The 15,847-nt window shown below is 46.3% G+C and carries 11 protein-coding genes; 8 read left to right on the forward strand and 3 right to left on the reverse strand.

Annotation, left to right across the window (positions count from 1 at the left end; all coding sequences use genetic code 11):
• The first annotated feature begins 31 nt into the window (after positions 1–31).
• Positions 32–904, forward strand: coding sequence for an HTH-type transcriptional activator IlvY (gene ilvY, locus KL866_RS09245; RefSeq protein WP_025257223.1), 873 nt, complete (start codon positions 32–34; stop codon positions 902–904).
• Positions 905–923: 19 nt separating this feature from the next.
• Here the strand turns inward: ilvY and KL866_RS09250 are convergent, their stop codons facing one another.
• Both KL866_RS09250 and KL866_RS09255 read right to left on the reverse strand, forming a co-directional pair.
• Positions 924–2,438, reverse strand: a complete 1,515-nt coding sequence (locus KL866_RS09250) for a YifB family Mg chelatase-like AAA ATPase (protein WP_025257224.1) — start codon at positions 2,436–2,438, stop codon at positions 924–926.
• Between the two features lie 203 nt (positions 2,439–2,641).
• Positions 2,642–3,259 (reverse strand): trimeric intracellular cation channel family protein, encoded by a 618-nt coding sequence (locus KL866_RS09255; protein ID WP_025257225.1) that lies wholly within the window; start codon positions 3,257–3,259, stop codon positions 2,642–2,644.
• Between the two features lie 428 nt (positions 3,260–3,687).
• On the opposite strand from KL866_RS09255, the gene ilvD reads away from it, so the two are divergent.
• Positions 3,688–5,538 (forward strand): dihydroxy-acid dehydratase, encoded by a 1,851-nt coding sequence (gene ilvD / locus KL866_RS09260; protein WP_214994764.1) that lies wholly within the window; start codon positions 3,688–3,690, stop codon positions 5,536–5,538.
• The gene (ilvA, locus tag KL866_RS09265) at positions 5,538–7,091 is read left to right on the forward strand and encodes a threonine ammonia-lyase, biosynthetic (RefSeq protein WP_214994767.1); all 1,554 of its coding nucleotides are present in this window, start codon (positions 5,538–5,540) and stop codon (positions 7,089–7,091) included. The genes ilvD and ilvA overlap by 1 nt, the downstream gene beginning before the upstream one ends.
• A gap of 234 nt (positions 7,092–7,325) precedes the next feature.
• On the opposite strand, the gene plsB is transcribed toward ilvA, so the two are convergent.
• Entirely contained in the window at positions 7,326–9,782 is a 2,457-nt protein-coding gene (plsB, locus tag KL866_RS09270; RefSeq protein ID WP_214994769.1) for a glycerol-3-phosphate 1-O-acyltransferase PlsB, read from the reverse strand.
• A 367-nt stretch (positions 9,783–10,149) separates the two neighbouring features.
• Here plsB and lexA point away from each other — a divergent pair, with 367 nt between their 5' ends.
• From lexA to KL866_RS09295, 5 genes are all read left to right on the forward strand, one after another.
• Complete coding sequence (gene lexA, locus KL866_RS09275; RefSeq protein WP_025257230.1) at positions 10,150–10,776, forward strand: transcriptional repressor LexA; 627 nt, start codon at positions 10,150–10,152, stop codon at positions 10,774–10,776.
• A gap of 582 nt (positions 10,777–11,358) precedes the next feature.
• The gene (gene coxB, locus KL866_RS09280) at positions 11,359–12,522 is read left to right on the forward strand and encodes a cytochrome c oxidase subunit II (protein WP_025257231.1); all 1,164 of its coding nucleotides are present in this window, start codon (positions 11,359–11,361) and stop codon (positions 12,520–12,522) included.
• A gap of 10 nt (positions 12,523–12,532) precedes the next feature.
• Positions 12,533–14,191 carry a cytochrome c oxidase subunit I gene (gene ctaD / locus KL866_RS09285; RefSeq protein ID WP_025257232.1) on the forward strand — a complete coding sequence of 553 codons (1,659 nt, stop codon included), beginning with the start codon at positions 12,533–12,535 and terminating at the stop codon, positions 14,189–14,191.
• A 150-nt stretch (positions 14,192–14,341) separates the two neighbouring features.
• Positions 14,342–14,929 carry a cytochrome c oxidase assembly protein gene (locus KL866_RS09290; RefSeq protein ID WP_025257233.1) on the forward strand — a complete coding sequence of 196 codons (588 nt, stop codon included), beginning with the start codon at positions 14,342–14,344 and terminating at the stop codon, positions 14,927–14,929.
• A gap of 23 nt (positions 14,930–14,952) precedes the next feature.
• Positions 14,953–15,846 (forward strand): cytochrome c oxidase subunit 3, encoded by an 894-nt coding sequence (locus KL866_RS09295; RefSeq protein ID WP_025257234.1) that lies wholly within the window; start codon positions 14,953–14,955, stop codon positions 15,844–15,846.
• Position 15,847 lies beyond the last annotated feature (1 nt).

Below are 15,847 nucleotides of genomic sequence, written 5' to 3' on the forward strand. Positions count from 1 at the left end.
GCAAGATAATATTGCATAAAGTGAAATGTATATGGATTTTCGCAGTCTACAGCTCTTCAATCACTTGGCTACCAGTCTACACTTCGGCGTTACCGCTGAGGCCATGTATGTATCGCCATCTACGTTAAGCCGTGTAATTCAGCGCCTTGAAGACGAGTTAGGCTGTACTTTGTTCAAACGAGATAACCGTAAAGTCGCGCTCACCCATAGCGGGCACAAGCTACTGTCCTTCTCAAAACAAGCGCTAGCTGATTGGCAGCAATTAAAAATTGATTTAAAAGAAGATAGCGATGCACTTCAGGGGGAATTAAGCGTATTTTGCTCGGTAACGGCTAGTCAAAGCCATTTGCCCGCCATGCTAAGGCAGTTTAGGCAGCAACACCCTGGGGTTGATATACGCCTAATAACCGGTGACCCTGCCCTCGCTATTGAAAAAGTCAAAAGCAAGCAATGCGACCTATCTATTGCTATTTACACCCCTGACATGCCAACAGACCTGCATTTCACCGCCCTAGATAACGTACCTTTGGTTCTTATTGCGCCAAGGGAATGGCGACTGACTCAACTAAGTCAGCTAGATTGGACCAAGCATCAGGTGATAATGCCTGAAACAGGGCCGACGCGACGTACCGCTTATCACTGGTTTGCCGAGCACGGTATTCGCCCTAACGTGTATGCCTATGTAGGTGGTAACGAAGCTATTGTAAGTATGGTTGCGCTAGAATGCGGCGTGGGCTTTGTGCCAAAGGTGGTGCTCGATCACTCCAGTATGGCCAATGCGGTAACCCAAATTCAGGTTGAAGATATCGAGCCTTACGCGCTTGGTCTGTGCTGCTTGCAAGATAAGCAAAACGAGCCGCTTATTAACGCCTTTATGCAGCTAAATTTGCAGTCTCACGCTTAAGTTATATTATTAGTTGCACCTAGCTAGCGCTGAGCTGCTTTATAAGGTTATCGAGGGCACGGTAGCCCAGCGCTTCTGCGATATGAGCCCTAGATACGGCTTTTTCCTCTTCAAGATCGGCAATGGTTCTCGCCACTTTTAGCGTGCGGTGAAATACGCGCATGGATAAATTGAGTTGTTTCGCTGCTGCCTGCAAAAAATTAAGGTCTGCGTCATCTAGCAAACAAATGTCGGCAAGTTCACCTGCATGTAGTGCACCATTTGGTTTGCCTTGCCGAAGCCCTTGTTTATGACGTGCCGCAATGACTCTCTCTCGCGTTGCATGTAACGAGTCGTCAGGCCTATTACCCCGCTCTGGTAAGTCGTAGTCTGGAAGTCGAGGCACCTCGACTTGTATATCTATTCTATCTAACAGCGGGCCAGATAAACGGTTTAAGTAGTTAAGCTGCTGCTGAGGTGTTAGACGGTTGTCGTCAATATCCCCAGTAGGGCTTGGGTTCATGGCGGCTACGAGCTGAAAATTTGCGGGGTAGGTTGCACTTCCTGATGCACGGGATAAATGCACGTCGCCAGTTTCAAGTGGTTCGCGCAATACATCAAGCGCTTTTCGGCCAAATTCGGGGAGTTCGTCTAAAAACAAAATACCGTTGTGGGCCAGCGAAATTTCACCTGGCACAGGGTTAGAACCACCGCCGGTAAGCGCCACAGCAGAGCTGGTATGATGGGGCGAGCGCAAGTGACGTGTTAGAAACCGTTCAGCATTTAGTTTTTCGCCTTTCACCGAGTGAATGGCAGCAACTTCCAAGGCTTCTTCTTCACTCATATCCGGTAATAGCGACAGCATTCGGCTGGCAAGCAAGCTTTTACCTGTGCCGGGCGGGCCTACCATCAATAAATTGTGAGCCCCACTAGCTGCAATAATTAAGGCCCGTTTTGCTTGTTCTTGACCGATAATATCATCCCAACCAGTTGGAGAGTTGCGTGATGAATGCGAAGTAAAAGGCTGACCTTTGGCGAGCTTTTTGTTACCTGTAAGGTGTTCGTAAACAGATAAAAGATCAAAGGCGGGAAAGCGTGTGGCGTGGGAAACCAAGGCAGCCTCTACGTCATTGTCCCCCGGATACACTAGAGCAATATCTTCGTTCGCTGCCGTCATCACCACCGGAATCAGCCCGTTAACCGGTTTAATCTCACCGTTTAGCGCTAACTCGCCCACAAAGGCAATATTAAGTAAGCTAATATCAGATATATAGCCCGAGGCTGCTAATATACCAACGGCAATAGGAAGGTCGAACCGGCCGCCAAACTTTGGGATATCCGCCGGCGCTAAATTAACCGTTATACGTTTGGCAGGAAACTCAAAACCACTGTTAATTAGCGCGCTGCGTACCCGCTCACGGGCTTCTTTAACACTGGTTTCCGCCATACCGACCAGTTGAAAGGCAGGTAGGCCATTAGCCAAGTGAATTTCTACACTTACCTCTGGTGCAGACACCCCCTGCCCTGCAAAGGTTTTAACAACAGCCATTCCCATATTGTGAACACCCTCCCTTCTTACGTACTCATTATTCGCCTAATTGAAATTTCAAAACTCAGGTGCGGCCAAACAGTTAACGCACTAGGCATAAACTCTAGAGAGAGTGGCATGAAGATGTAACTGTACTAACGACGGGATTTATCGCCAATACTCACCGAGCTAGGCCATTGATTACCTTGCTCGGCAATGAAGGTTAGATGCTAATGATGATCGTTGTAAAATACAGGTAGCTGCCAATGCCAGCGCATGGCGCCTAGCCTAAACAATACGGTGGTTGCAAGGGCTGCAATACCGCACCATTGGGTAGCAAGGTCAAATTCAAGCGCAATGCCATATACAATTCCACCAGCAATACAGGTCATCGCATAAAGCTCGCCATTTAGTACTAACGGTACCTCGCGGCAGATAACGTCTCGTAATAACCCACCAAATACGCCTGTAATGGTTCCCATTGCAACCGCCACTGCCATGCTGGTGTCGTTGGCTAGGGCTTTCTCTATGCCTACTACATTAAAAAGCGCAAGCCCAAAAGCATCGGCAATTAACAGATAGTGAAAAGGAAAACGTGGGCTTATTCGCAGCCAAATAATGGGGATAAAAGCGGCAATTAGCGTGGTGTACAAGTAATCGGTATCGGCAATCCAAAACACGGGTACATCTAGCATCACATCTCGAAGCGTACCGCCGCCAATGGCTGTAGCACTGGCAAGTACTACCACGCCAAATCCATCCATGCGTTTTTGATAAGCCATAAGGGTGCCTGAAATTGCACACACGGCAACGCCTGCTAGGTTTAACCAGTGAAACCAATCGAACATGCTTTCTACCCTTCTACTGCTCTTAATAACTCGCTATTTCTACCGCAAAAAACTTGATCAAACTGTGTGTTTCATGCTATTTCTTTGCGCAATACCAATTCGCGATTTGCCGCGCATTGCGTTAAGGGGTAAAGCCATAACCCCTAACGAACAACATTTCATTTTTATAATGCCAAAGGAATACGGCATTGTAAGTCAAAGATATCATATAAAACAAAGCGCTACTGGTCTGTGAGCAGTTAGGCTTTGTCGCCCTTCGCTTGAACGACCTAAGATGATTTAATACATCATCAGTATGACATGCAATTTTGAGTAAAACAGCGCGTATTGGAATACAAGCCAAAGCATTACTGGTTTACCATTGTTTTTAAGTTTCACATAAAGGTCTAGCATTACACCCTAGCACCTAAAATTAACGGGAAGGATTTATGCCCAAGTTACGTTCTGCAACTACCACACAAGGTAGAAATATGGCCGGCGCTCGTGCGCTATGGCGTGCAACAGGAATGAAAGATTCTGATTTCGGCAAGCCTATTATTGCTATTGCTAACTCATTTACGCAGTTTGTACCTGGGCACGTTCACCTTAAAGACCTCGGTCAACTAGTGGCGCGCAGCGTGGAAGAAGCCGGCGGTGTCGCCAAAGAGTTCAATACTATTGCGGTAGATGATGGTATCGCTATGGGTCACAGCGGTATGCTTTACAGCCTTCCGTCTCGCGAAATCATCGCGGATGCAGTGGAGTACATGGTGAACGCACACTGTGCTGATGCCATTGTATGTATCTCTAACTGCGACAAGATCACCCCAGGAATGTTGATGGCGTCTATGCGCCTAAACGTGCCGGTTATTTTCGTATCTGGCGGCCCAATGGAAGCGGGTAAAACCAAGCTTTCAGACCAGCTGATTAAACTTGATTTGGTCGACGCCATGGTAGCGGCTGCTGATGACAAAGTGAGCGATGCAGATACTGATGAGATTGAGCGCTCTGCCTGCCCAACCTGTGGGTCGTGTTCGGGTATGTTTACTGCAAACTCAATGAACTGTTTAACCGAAGCGTTAGGTTTATCACTGCCTGGCAACGGCTCTATGCTAGCCACTCACGCCGACCGTGAAGGCTTGTTTAAGCAAGCCGGCAGGCAAATTGTTGAGCTTTGTAAGCGCTATTACGGCGATGATGATGAAAGTGTATTGCCGCGTAACATTGCTAACTTTAAAGCGTTTGAAAACGCCATGAGCCTAGACATTGCCATGGGTGGTTCAACCAATACCATTTTGCACTTGTTAGCGGCAGCAATGGAAGGTGAAGTGCCTTTTACTATGGATGATATCGACCGTTTGTCTCGCAAAGTGCCTCACTTATGTAAAGTGGCACCGTCTACACCTAAATATCATATGGAAGATGTTCACCGTGCCGGTGGCGTACTGGGTATTTTGAACGAGCTAAATAAAGCGGGCTTACTAAATACCGATGTTAATCACGTCTTAGGCAAGCAGCTTACTGACGTAATCAGCGACTGGGACATCACTAACCCTGAAAACAAAGACGCCATAACCTTTTTCCGCGCAGGCCCTGCGGGTATTCGTACTACTAAAGCCTTTAGCCAAGACTGCCGTTGGGATGACGCGGACGATGACCGTGAAAACGGCTGTATTCGCTCTATCGAGAATGCGTTTAGCCAAGAAGGCGGCTTAGCGGTGCTTTACGGTAATTTGGCCGAAGATGGCTGTATTGTAAAAACCGCTGGCGTGGATGAATCTATTCTAAAATTCAACGGTACTGCCCGTATCTACGAGAGCCAAGATGATGCAGTGGCAGGCATATTGGGCGATGAAGTAAAAGCCGGTGACGTCGTGTTTATTCGCTATGAAGGCCCTCGCGGTGGTCCAGGTATGCAAGAAATGCTGTACCCAACGTCGTATTTGAAATCTAAAGGTTTAGGCAAGCACTGCGCGCTAGTCACCGACGGACGTTTCAGTGGTGGGACAAGCGGCTTGTCTATCGGACACTGTTCCCCGGAGGCTGCCAGCGGTGGCGGTATCGGTTTAGTTGAAGACGGGGACAAGATTGAAATAGATATCCCTAACCGAAGCATCAACATCGTTATTTCTGATGAAGCACTTGCCGAGCGCCGTGCAAAAATGGAAGCAAGCGATAAGCCTTGGAAACCGAAAAATCGCGTGCGCGAAGTGTCTACATCACTTAAGACCTTTGCCGCGCTGGCAACCAGTGCCGACAAAGGTGCAGTGCGCGATGTCAGTAAGTTGGAAGACTTGTAATGGAAAACGAGCACGTTAGCGACCACGAGTATCTGAAAAAGATATTACTCGCTCCCGTTTACGATGTGGCGGTGGCCAGTGAACTGTCTTATATGTCTTTGCTTTCAGCGGAGCTTGGCAACGAGATCTTTTTGAAACGAGAAGATCAGCAGCCGGTAAAAAGCTTTAAGCTACGCGGTGCCTACAACCGTATTTGTTCGTTAAGTGAAGCACAGCTGCAAGCGGGCGTAATTGGCGCATCGGCGGGTAATCATGCCCAAGGCTTAGCATACAGTGCAAAAATGAAGGGCATTCAAGCAACTATCGTGATGCCCGAAACCACCCCTGACATTAAAGTGGACGCTGTACGTCGTTTCGGTGGTGATAACGTAAATGTAGTCTTGCATGGCACGAGCTTCGACCAGGCAAGCAACCATGCCAAAGCATTGTGTGATACCCACGGGTATACCTTTGTTCCGCCCTTCGATAACCCCGATGTAATCGCCGGACAAGGTACTGTTGCACGAGAACTGTTAGAGCAAAACCCAAACCTTGATATTTTGTTCATAGCTGTAGGCGGTGGTGGTTTAGCCGCAGGTATTGCGGTTTACCTAAAGCAGTTAAAACCGAGCATAAAAATTGTTGCGGTTGAGTCGGAAGAATCGGCCTGTTTTATTAAAGCAAGAGCGCAAGGCGAACCTACCGAGCTTGAGAGTGTAGGCATTTTTGCAGATGGCGTTGCCGTTAAAATCATGGGTCAGGAAACCTTCCGCCTGTGTAACCGTTTAGTTGATGAAACCATTACGGTTACCAATGATGAAATTTGCGGGGCAATTAAGGATATTTTCGATGATACCCGTGTTATCGCTGAACCTGCCGGTGCATTATCTGTAGCGGCAATTCGTAAATATGCCAAGCAACACGATCTTAAAGGTAAAAAGCTTGGCGGTATTTTATGTGGCGCAAACATCAATTTTCATACCCTGCGCTATGTTTCTGAACGCTGTGAATTAGGCGAGCAGAAAGAAGCCGTTTTTGCCGTTAAAATTCCTGAAACTAAAGGTGCGTTTAAACAGTTTTGCGAGTGCGTTGGGGCAAAAGCGATTACTGAATTCAACTATCGCTACGCAAGTGAGAGCGAAGCGCATATTTTTGTTGGGGTTAAGCTAAAAGGCGGTCAACAAGAATTTGCGACGCTTCAAAGCGATCTTGAAAGTAAAGGATATGATTGCGTTAACCTAACTGACAACGAGTTAGCAAAGCTTCATGTTCGGCATATGGTAGGTGGCCGTCCGCCGACCATTTTGAACGAGCAAGTGTTCAGCTTTGAATTTCCGGAACGCCCAGGTGCACTACTGAACTTCTTGAACACGTTAGGTGAACAGTGGAACATTACTTTGTTCCACTATCGTAACCATGGGGCTGCGGAAGGCTTGGTACTGGCTGGCTTTGATATTGCGCCAGAAAGCCGGGATGACTTTAACCAGCACGTTGCCGAGCTTGGCTACAAGGTAGAAGAAGTAACGGATAATCCGGCATATCGTTTTTTCTTGTCGCAACCCGTCAAAAAATAAAGCTGAGCAAGCGCGCTTGGCAAACCAGTTATCGCTTTGTATTGTTTCTCGTTAAGCTAAGGTTTACCGGGGAGCGCTGCAAAGCGGCATTTCTTCAAGCTTGATAGTTACTAACTCAATCAAAGCGTACGCTGACTTTTTATCGTGACTTTGAAAAATTAAGCTGTATAAAAAAGCCCATGCAACAGCATGGGCTTTTTGTTCTTTAAAAGAAAAACTAGCGATACAAAGAAGCTAATCGGCTGCTCTGTTGAGCGCAACGTTCTCAAGATGCTGCATCATTTCAGGCCATATTAATGCCATAACATCTTGGCGCAGAGCCTCGCACTCTTCGGAATACTTAAGGCTGCCATCCTTTTCAGAATCTAACCAGTGGTTTTCCTTAAGCGCACTAATAAAGCTAGATAGTACGTTTTTGTCGTAAAACTCGGGTGAGCTTAGCCCGTAAAGAACCGACAAACGCTCTGCAACTTGCTTACTTTCTCGCTCTAGTGCCCCGCGGCTGATAACCTTTTCTTTATCGAGGATAGTTAGCACCACGGCATAGCGCTGCAATGTTTCCTGCATACAGCGGCTTAATAGCCATGCTGAGTGGAATTGCTTGCAGTGCGCATCTGGCGGAAGCAGTTCCCCATCTTTTTGACGCAGTAGACCATTATCTAGCAAGGCGGTAATTAAAGCATCGGTATGGGCAAGCGCTTCATCTTGGGTTAAATGTAAAAAAAGCTCTTTTTGCAGCAATGGATAAAGTGCCGCAATGAGTTGAAGCATTTCGTTTTTCGTTGTGCCTTTTTTTGCGAATACAGAGGCCATTATCAAACCTGGAATCGCAAATAAGTGTAAAATATTATTTCGATAGTAAGTAAGGTAAACAGCCGACTTAGGTTGAGGGCCAATCAGCCTCCCGTAGTCGTCTTCTTTAACATCGAAACGATCAAGTTTAAGCGTATCACGCAATAATTCTTCAGCCGAGGAGTCCGGAATGGTGGCATCTTCACTAAACGGAACAGCTTTAAATAGGTCTATAAAGTCACCAATTGCTTGTTTTAGCTCAGCTTCGCTCATGGTTTGAGTTTTTGAAGATAGTAAACACAATGACGTTAGCGCCATACCATTTAATGCCGCGGCACGATTAATACGAGTCATCACATTGTTGGCAAGTTCATTAACCGCAGGTGTCAGCCACGCAGGCTTTTTCTCCGGTTCTGCATCGCGACAGTCACGCCAGTTCGGTACATGGGTCTCTAGGAACTGGTTAAGCGCAATAGGCTCTCCAAAGTTCACATAGCCGTGGCCGTAATTTTTAAGCTTACGAATAGCCGAGAAAACCTGAAGGTTTGACTCTTTTTTCTTTTTAGAACCTTTAAGCTCATTCAAATAGCTTTTAACTTCCATCACGTTTTCATAACCAATGTAAACCGGCACAATACTTACAGGGCGATTGACCCCTTTAAGCATGGCTTGAATGGTCATGGCTAGCATACCCGTTTTCGGAGGAATCAAACGACCGGTTCGGCTTCTGCCACCTTCTGGGTAATATTTCACTGAGTAGCCTTTGTTAAACAGCAACTCTAAGTATTCTCTGAAAACTGCGGTGTATAGTTTGTTTCCAGCAAAACTTCGACGGAGGAAAAATGCGCCTCCGCGGCGGAATAATTTACCTACGGGCCAGAAGTTTAAGTTGATACCTGCGGCAATGTGGGGCGTTACCATACCTTCGTGGTAAATCACGTAGGTCAATAAAAGGTAATCCATGTGACTGCGGTGGCAAGGCACATAAATAATTTCATGACCATTGGCAGCCAGTTCCCGAATGCGGTCGGCGTGACCTACGCTAATGCCGTTATAAATTTTGTTCCAAATACGTGTTAGCAGTCTGTCGCCAAAACGAATTAGACCCTCACGGTAATCTGCCGCGATCTCGGTGATGTAGGTTTGAGCCCGCTCTTTTGCTTTTTCGTGTGTGACTTTTTTGCTGCGCGACTCTTCTGCAATAGCGCGACGCACTGCATCAGACCCCAACACACTGTTATTCAGCTCTTGGCGTTCCAATAACGTAGGGCCCGTCATGCTTTGGCGTTTACGTTGAAAGTGAGTGCTTGCTACGCGTACTAGCTTATGTGCAATACTTTGATCGCTACCATGTTGATTAGACATGGCGCGTGCAGAGACCGCTTTAGAGTAGTTAATAAAGTTATCTCGGCCTAAAAACAGTACGATAAGGAGCTTGCGTAGCCAACTCGGCGCTGCGGCTTCAGTAATAAGGTCGCTCAATCCTGGGTTTCCGCGCCCTGGAGCTCGGCCCCACGTTACGTAAACCGGAACTACCTGTAGGTCGAGGTTTTCATGGTCTCTGTGTAAGTGAAAAAGGTCCGTGAAAACGTCTTCAATTCCCGTATCTTTGGCTGACGAACGAAAAAGAGGCTGGGTTTTACGTAAAAACAGCGTCGAAGAATATTCTCGCCCCGCCAATGTAAGCGTATCCGTCGGGCTTGGTAAACCTAGGGATTTGGTCGACATTCTCAGTGCAAGCTGGTCCGTCACTGAGTTTGTGGGAAGTAGATAAACAATAGGTTTACTTTTATCTATTCCTAATTCGGTTTCAACGTTAACTGGGATACTGTGGGCTTTAACCAGTAACTTAACAGGATAATGAAATACCGACAAAAGGGCTTTTCGCATCCACGACATGAATTATGTAATCCTATGAAATAAAAACGGGTGAAGTGTAACACAATCGCATCACAATCTCGCGACAACCCAATATCATCGCTTTTCATGTTGTACTGACTCGTTGCTACGAAGGAAGTTCAACAGCGTCTGGGTTTCTTGGACTGAGCTAGAGCTTTTTAGATTAAGGCTCGCCAAAGGTATTGGCAATGCAACATTAGCATTACTCAATTAGTTTTTTGCATTCGCTTTCGTTTAAGCTTCTATGGGAATTAAGGCAATACACTTGTCGCGAGGGCATTGCCTATAGTAAAAGACGCGGCAAGTGCTTGTTATTTGTTTTTAGGTGTATATACTTACAGGAACTGTATGAACAGACAGGTCTTTTATGCGCCCACTCACAGCTCGACAAACTGAAGTTCTTGAACTTATTAAAACAACTATGCAGGAAACGGGAATGCCGCCTACCCGTGCGGAAATTGCCCGTGAACTTGGTTTTCGTTCTGCTAATGCCGCAGAAGAACATTTGAAAGCGTTGGCGAGAAAAGGCGTAATTGAAATTTTGCCTGGTACGTCGCGCGGCATTAAGCTTAACATCCCTCTCGATAACGATGTACAAGAAGAAGATGGGCTGCCTTTGATTGGGCGTGTTGCGGCTGGAGAGCCAATTCTGGCGCAAGAGCACGTAGAGTCGCACTACAAAGTCGACCCCGCCTTATTCCAACCTCAAGCCGACTTTCTATTGCGTGTTAGCGGTATGAGTATGAAGGACATCGGTATTTTAGATGGCGATCTTCTGGCTGTGCATCGCACGACTGATGTTCACAACGGTCAGGTAGTTGTGGCGCGGGTGGATGAAGACGTTACGGTTAAGCGTTTAGAAAAACGCGGTCGTGAAGTCCTACTTCATGCTGAAAACGAAGAGTTTTCGCCAATTAAAGTAGATCTTGCCAACGAGCCTTTTGCTATAGAAGGTATTGCCGTGGGTGTTATAAGAAACGCCGACTGGATGTAAGGTTTTAGCATCTTCAATCAAAAGCGGCGCATTAGCCGCTTTTTTTGTGTCTTTTAGTACCAAATTTTAGTTAATTTTCTTAGGTTAGCGTTTGTTGGTATGTTTTAAAATTATGAAATCTGGCATCACCATTGTACGAAAGATATACGCTATTTAGCCCGAAAGTAGAGTGGCTAATGCACATTTATTATATGAAAGTTTGTTTGAAAAACACGACGAGTGATGTGTTAACTGTTGATTTTATGACCGAATAAAGCTTCCTCCTCAACAACACCTCGTTCAAAATGCGCGTTTGATTTTTCAAGCGCCGCCAGCACGCCTTATACCCACTCTACCAAAATTGTAACGTAACCCTGCCACATAAAATGGTTAAAAATTAACCGCTTCGTTAAATTTTTAACAGAAAAGACTAGACGGGGCGACATTATTGCGCAATTCTTATACAGAGATTAACAAAATAATAACAATGACTCTATGCTTTGTTTACAAGCTGATGTTAAGGGTCAATCGTTCGCAAACCATTTGGTAGGGCTCCGCGCAAACTAACTCGCGTTTTTGGCCTTGTCATTCCGGAGGTGCTGAGTGAAACAATTAACGACCGTTTTTGCAAAGTGGTGCTCTACTATACCAATTTTGCTTTTTACACCTTTGCTTTTCGCGCAAGAAGCGAGTGAGGAAGCCTCTTCACTCAATTTAAGACGCGGTGCAACCGACATCAGTGGGCAGGTTTACGATCTTCACATGCTGATGTTCTTTATATGCGTTGGCATTGCGGTAGCTGTATTTGGGGTCATGTTTGCCTCGATGTACTTGCATAGAAAGTCTCGTGGTGCAAAGCCAGCTAATTTTCACGAGAACGTGAAAGTAGAAATTGCTTGGACCGTAATACCTTTTCTTATTCTTATCTTCATGGCAGTGCCTGCTGCAAACACTCTTATCGCAATGGAAGATACATCTAAGCCTGATATGACTGTGGTAGTTACAGGTTCACAGTGGAAGTGGCATTACAAGTATATGGACAGCGACGTAGAGTTTTATTCCTTACTCGCTACTCAGCGGGAACAAATAGAGAACAAATTTCAGAAAACAGACAACTACCTGTTGGAAGTTGATCGTCCGTTAGTTATTCCTACCGGGAAAAAAGTGCGCTTTCTTATTACTTCCGACGACGTTATTCATTCTTGGTGGGTGCCAGACTTTGCAGTGAAAAAAGATGCTAACCCAGGGTTCATTAACGAGTCTTGGGCGAAGGTCAATGAGCCTGGAGTCTACCGCGGTCAATGTGCAGAGCTTTGTGGAAAAGATCATGGCTATATGCCGGTTGTAGTTATTGCAAAAGAGCCCGCCGAATTTGACAAATGGATGGGCGAACAAGAAGAGATGGTGCGCAAAGCAAAAGAAGAAGAACAGCGTCTTCTTTCCATGAATATGTCGATGGATGAGTTAATGAAAGAAGGCGAGCGTGTTTACAACGCAACTTGTGCGGCGTGCCATATGCCAAATGGTGAAGGTCTACCCGGCGTATTCCCAGCACTAAAAGGCAGCAAGATGGCGCTAGAAGATCAGCAAGGCCATATTGATATCGTGCTTAACGGCAAATCAGGAACGGCTATGCAAGCGTTTGGAAAAATGCTTAGCCTTAAGGAACTTGCAGCAGTAGTAACTTACGAGCGCAATGCATGGGGCAACAGTACTGGTGATATGGTCCAAGCCAAAGACGTCAATGCAGTGGCAAACGGAAACTAGGAGCAGACAAATGAGCAAAGCAACTGAAGTTATTTCGCCAGATACCTCTGCGCCTCACAGTGGTCAAGTAAATGGTGGTCATGTACATGGCGATCACCTGCATGATGACCATGAACACCACGACCATATCCCTAAAGGAATAACGCGCTGGTTGTTTACCACTAACCATAAAGACATTGGCACACTTTACCTGTGGTTTGCCTTTATTATGTTTTTAGTTGGTGGCGCGATGGCCATGGTGATCCGCGCTGAACTATTCCAACCTGGTCTACAAATTGTAGAGCCAAACTTCTTTAACCAAATGACTACGGTACACGGACTTATCATGGTATTTGGTGCAGTAATGCCCGCTTTTACGGGGCTCGCGAACTGGCTTATTCCAATGATGATCGGCGCCCCTGACATGGCGTTACCGCGCATGAATAACTGGAGCTTCTGGATTTTACCTGGCGCTTTTTTGATTCTGCTTAGCTCGCTCTTTATGGAAGGTGGTGGCCCTGCCTTCGGTTGGACTTTCTACGCACCCCTTTCTACGACTTACAGTGGTGATTCGACAGCATTGTTTGTGTTCTCTGTTCACATCATGGGTATTTCATCCATTATGGGTGCGATTAACGTGATTGTGACCATCTTCAATATGCGTGCGCCAGGCATGACTTGGATGAAAATGCCGCTGTTTGTATGGACGTGGCTTATCACTGCATTCTTACTGATTGCGGTAATGCCAGTGCTTGCTGGCGCGGTCACCATGGTTTTAACAGACAAGTTCTTTGGCACCAGCTTTTTTGATGCTGCTGGTGGCGGCGACCCGGTCATGTTCCAGCATATTTTCTGGTTCTTCGGTCATCCGGAAGTGTACATTATGATTTTGCCCGCTTTTGGCATTATCTCCCAAATTGTTCCTACCTTTTCTAGAAAACAGCTGTTTGGGTACGCGTCTATGGTCTATGCCACGGCATCCATTGCGCTACTTTCTTTTGTTGTGTGGGCCCACCACATGTTCACCACAGGTATGCCGGTTTACATGGAAATGTTCTTCATGTTTGCCACCATGCTTATATCAGTGCCCACTGGCGTTAAGGTATTTAATTGGGTGGCAACTATGTGGCGAGGTTCGCTGAGCTTTGAAATGCCAATGATGTTCGCAATTGCCTTTATTGTGTTGTTCACCATTGGGGGGTTGTCAGGGCTAATGTTGGCGATCACGCCCGTGGACTTTCAGTACCACGACACCTACTTTGTTGTGGCTCACTTCCACTATGTTCTGGTAACTGGCGCGGTCTTTTCTATTATGGCGGCGGTGTATTACTGGTTGCCTAAGTGGACCGGCAAAATGTACGACACAACTTTAGCTAAATGGCATTTCTGGTGCTCTTTGGTGTCGGTGAATGTGTTGTTCTTCCCTATGCACTTTGTTGGTTTGGCCGGTATGCCGCGTCGTATTCCAGACTATGCATTGCAGTTCGCTGATTTCAATAAATGGATAAGCTTAGGCGGTTTTGCATTTGGTTTATCTCAGCTCATCTTTTTAGCCTTGCTTATTAAGGCATGTAAAAAGCAAGGTGAAGCCGTATCAGCTCAAGTTTGGGATGGCGCCGAAGGGTTGGAATGGGAAATCCCATCACCTGCCCCATACCATACGTTTGAAACACCACCTGTCGTTAAGTAACGATAGGTGGAACTGTGAGTAGGTCATTCTTTTCAACTGTTTAGCAATTTTGATTGGAATAACACTCACACATTGCAGATGGTGGGGTAAATAGGCGGTTATAGAAACGTTTAACAACCTTTACCTTTGAATTTGCCCGGAGGTCGCGAGATGTCAAAGCAAAGTGCAAATAACAAGATGGTTATCAAGCTTGTTGCTATTGTCATCGGCATGTTTGGCTTTGGCTTCGCTCTTGTTCCCTTATATGACGTATTTTGTGACGTTACGGGAATCAATGGCAAAACTGAGGGCACCGCCGCAGTTTATCAATCGGTTGAGATTGACGAGTCGCGAGAAGTGACCGTGGAGTTTATTACTCGCACAAATACCGGTATGCCGTGGGAGTTTCGCGCTGAAACCAAGCGTGTAAAAGTACACCCTGGCGAATTGAACACCGTATCGTTTTATGTGAGAAACCCTGCATCAAGCAATATTGTTGCCCAAGCCATTCCATCTGTCTCCCCAGGTATGGCGGCGCTCTACCTTAATAAGACTGAGTGCTTTTGCTTCAATCAACAGCCATTGGATGCGGGAAGTGAGGCTTATATGCCTATGCAGTTTTACGTAGACCCACAGCTACCCGAAGACATAACGTTTTTTACCTTGCAGTACACACTCTATGACGTCACAGCGCGAGCGAGTGACCTAACGACAACACCGAATCCCTTTATGGCCTCAACACCATCAACTGGCGAATAGACCGAAGGGGTAAGGAGATGAAAATGCAATCTGAAGTACAGAATCACGAATACCAAAAATATTATGTACCCGCACAAAGTCCATGGCCCATTGTAGGGGCTGTTGCACTATTTCTTATCGCTGTTGGGGCGGGCAATTTTGTTGTGCAGGAAACTAAAGGCGAAACCGGCTACGGTGGTTATATTCTTCTAGCTGGGATAGCAGTATTACTCGTTATGCTTGTAGGCTGGTTTAAAAACCAAATTGATGAGTCTATGGCGGGGCTCTATAGCGATCAACTTGGGCGCTCCTACCGGCAAGGCATGAGCTGGTTTATCTTTTCAGAGGTAATGTTTTTTGGCGCGTTTTTCGGTGCGCTTTACTACGCAAGGTTTATCTCTGTCCCGTGGCTTGGCGGTGCGTCGAATAATGCCATGACCAATGAAGTACTGTGGCCTGCTTTTGAGGCCATGTGGCCGCTGGTGTCAACGCCAGGCGGCACTACCACTCAAGAAATGAGTGCTGCGGGCTTGCCGACAATCAACACGGTTATCTTGCTTATCTCATCCATTACACTGCATTTCGCCCATGTAGGATTAGAACAAAACAAGCGCAAGCAATTAACGCTAATGCTGGGCATAACAATCTTACTTGGGTGCGGGTTCTTGTTTTTACAAGTTGAGGAATATATCCACGCCTATCGCGACTTGGGGCTAACGCTTCAGTCTGGCATTTATGGCAACACCTTCTTTATGCTCACCGGCTTTCACGGCATGCATGTAACCCTTGGCACTATTATTCTAATAGTTCTGTTTTTTAGAGTATTAAAGGGGCATTTTACGCCGGAAAACCACTTCGCATTTCAGGCGGGGAGCTGGTATTGGCACTTTGTAGATGTAGTGTGGGTCATGCTCTACCTCTTTGTTTACGTGCTTTAAC

Origin of the sequence: Alteromonas sp. ALT199 (assembly GCF_018619335.1) — a bacterium.
In the GTDB taxonomy this organism is placed as follows: Bacteria; Pseudomonadota; Gammaproteobacteria; order Enterobacterales; family Alteromonadaceae; genus Alteromonas.

Coding starts and splice junctions, on each gene's coding strand:
- ilvY (WP_025257223.1), top strand. CDS start 32: ATGGATTTTCGCAGTCTACAGCTCTTCAATCACTTGGCTACCAGTCTA.
- KL866_RS09250 (WP_025257224.1), bottom strand. CDS start 2,438: ATGGGAATGGCTGTTGTTAAAACCTTTGCAGGGCAGGGGGTGTCTGCA.
- KL866_RS09255 (WP_025257225.1), bottom strand. CDS start 3,259: ATGTTCGATTGGTTTCACTGGTTAAACCTAGCAGGCGTTGCCGTGTGT.
- ilvD (WP_214994764.1), top strand. CDS start 3,688: ATGCCCAAGTTACGTTCTGCAACTACCACACAAGGTAGAAATATGGCC.
- ilvA (WP_214994767.1), top strand. CDS start 5,538: ATGGAAAACGAGCACGTTAGCGACCACGAGTATCTGAAAAAGATATTA.
- plsB (WP_214994769.1), bottom strand. CDS start 9,782: ATGTCGTGGATGCGAAAAGCCCTTTTGTCGGTATTTCATTATCCTGTT.
- lexA (WP_025257230.1), top strand. CDS start 10,150: ATGCGCCCACTCACAGCTCGACAAACTGAAGTTCTTGAACTTATTAAA.
- ctaD (WP_025257232.1), top strand. CDS start 12,533: ATGAGCAAAGCAACTGAAGTTATTTCGCCAGATACCTCTGCGCCTCAC.
- KL866_RS09290 (WP_025257233.1), top strand. CDS start 14,342: ATGTCAAAGCAAAGTGCAAATAACAAGATGGTTATCAAGCTTGTTGCT.
- KL866_RS09295 (WP_025257234.1), top strand. CDS start 14,953: ATGCAATCTGAAGTACAGAATCACGAATACCAAAAATATTATGTACCC.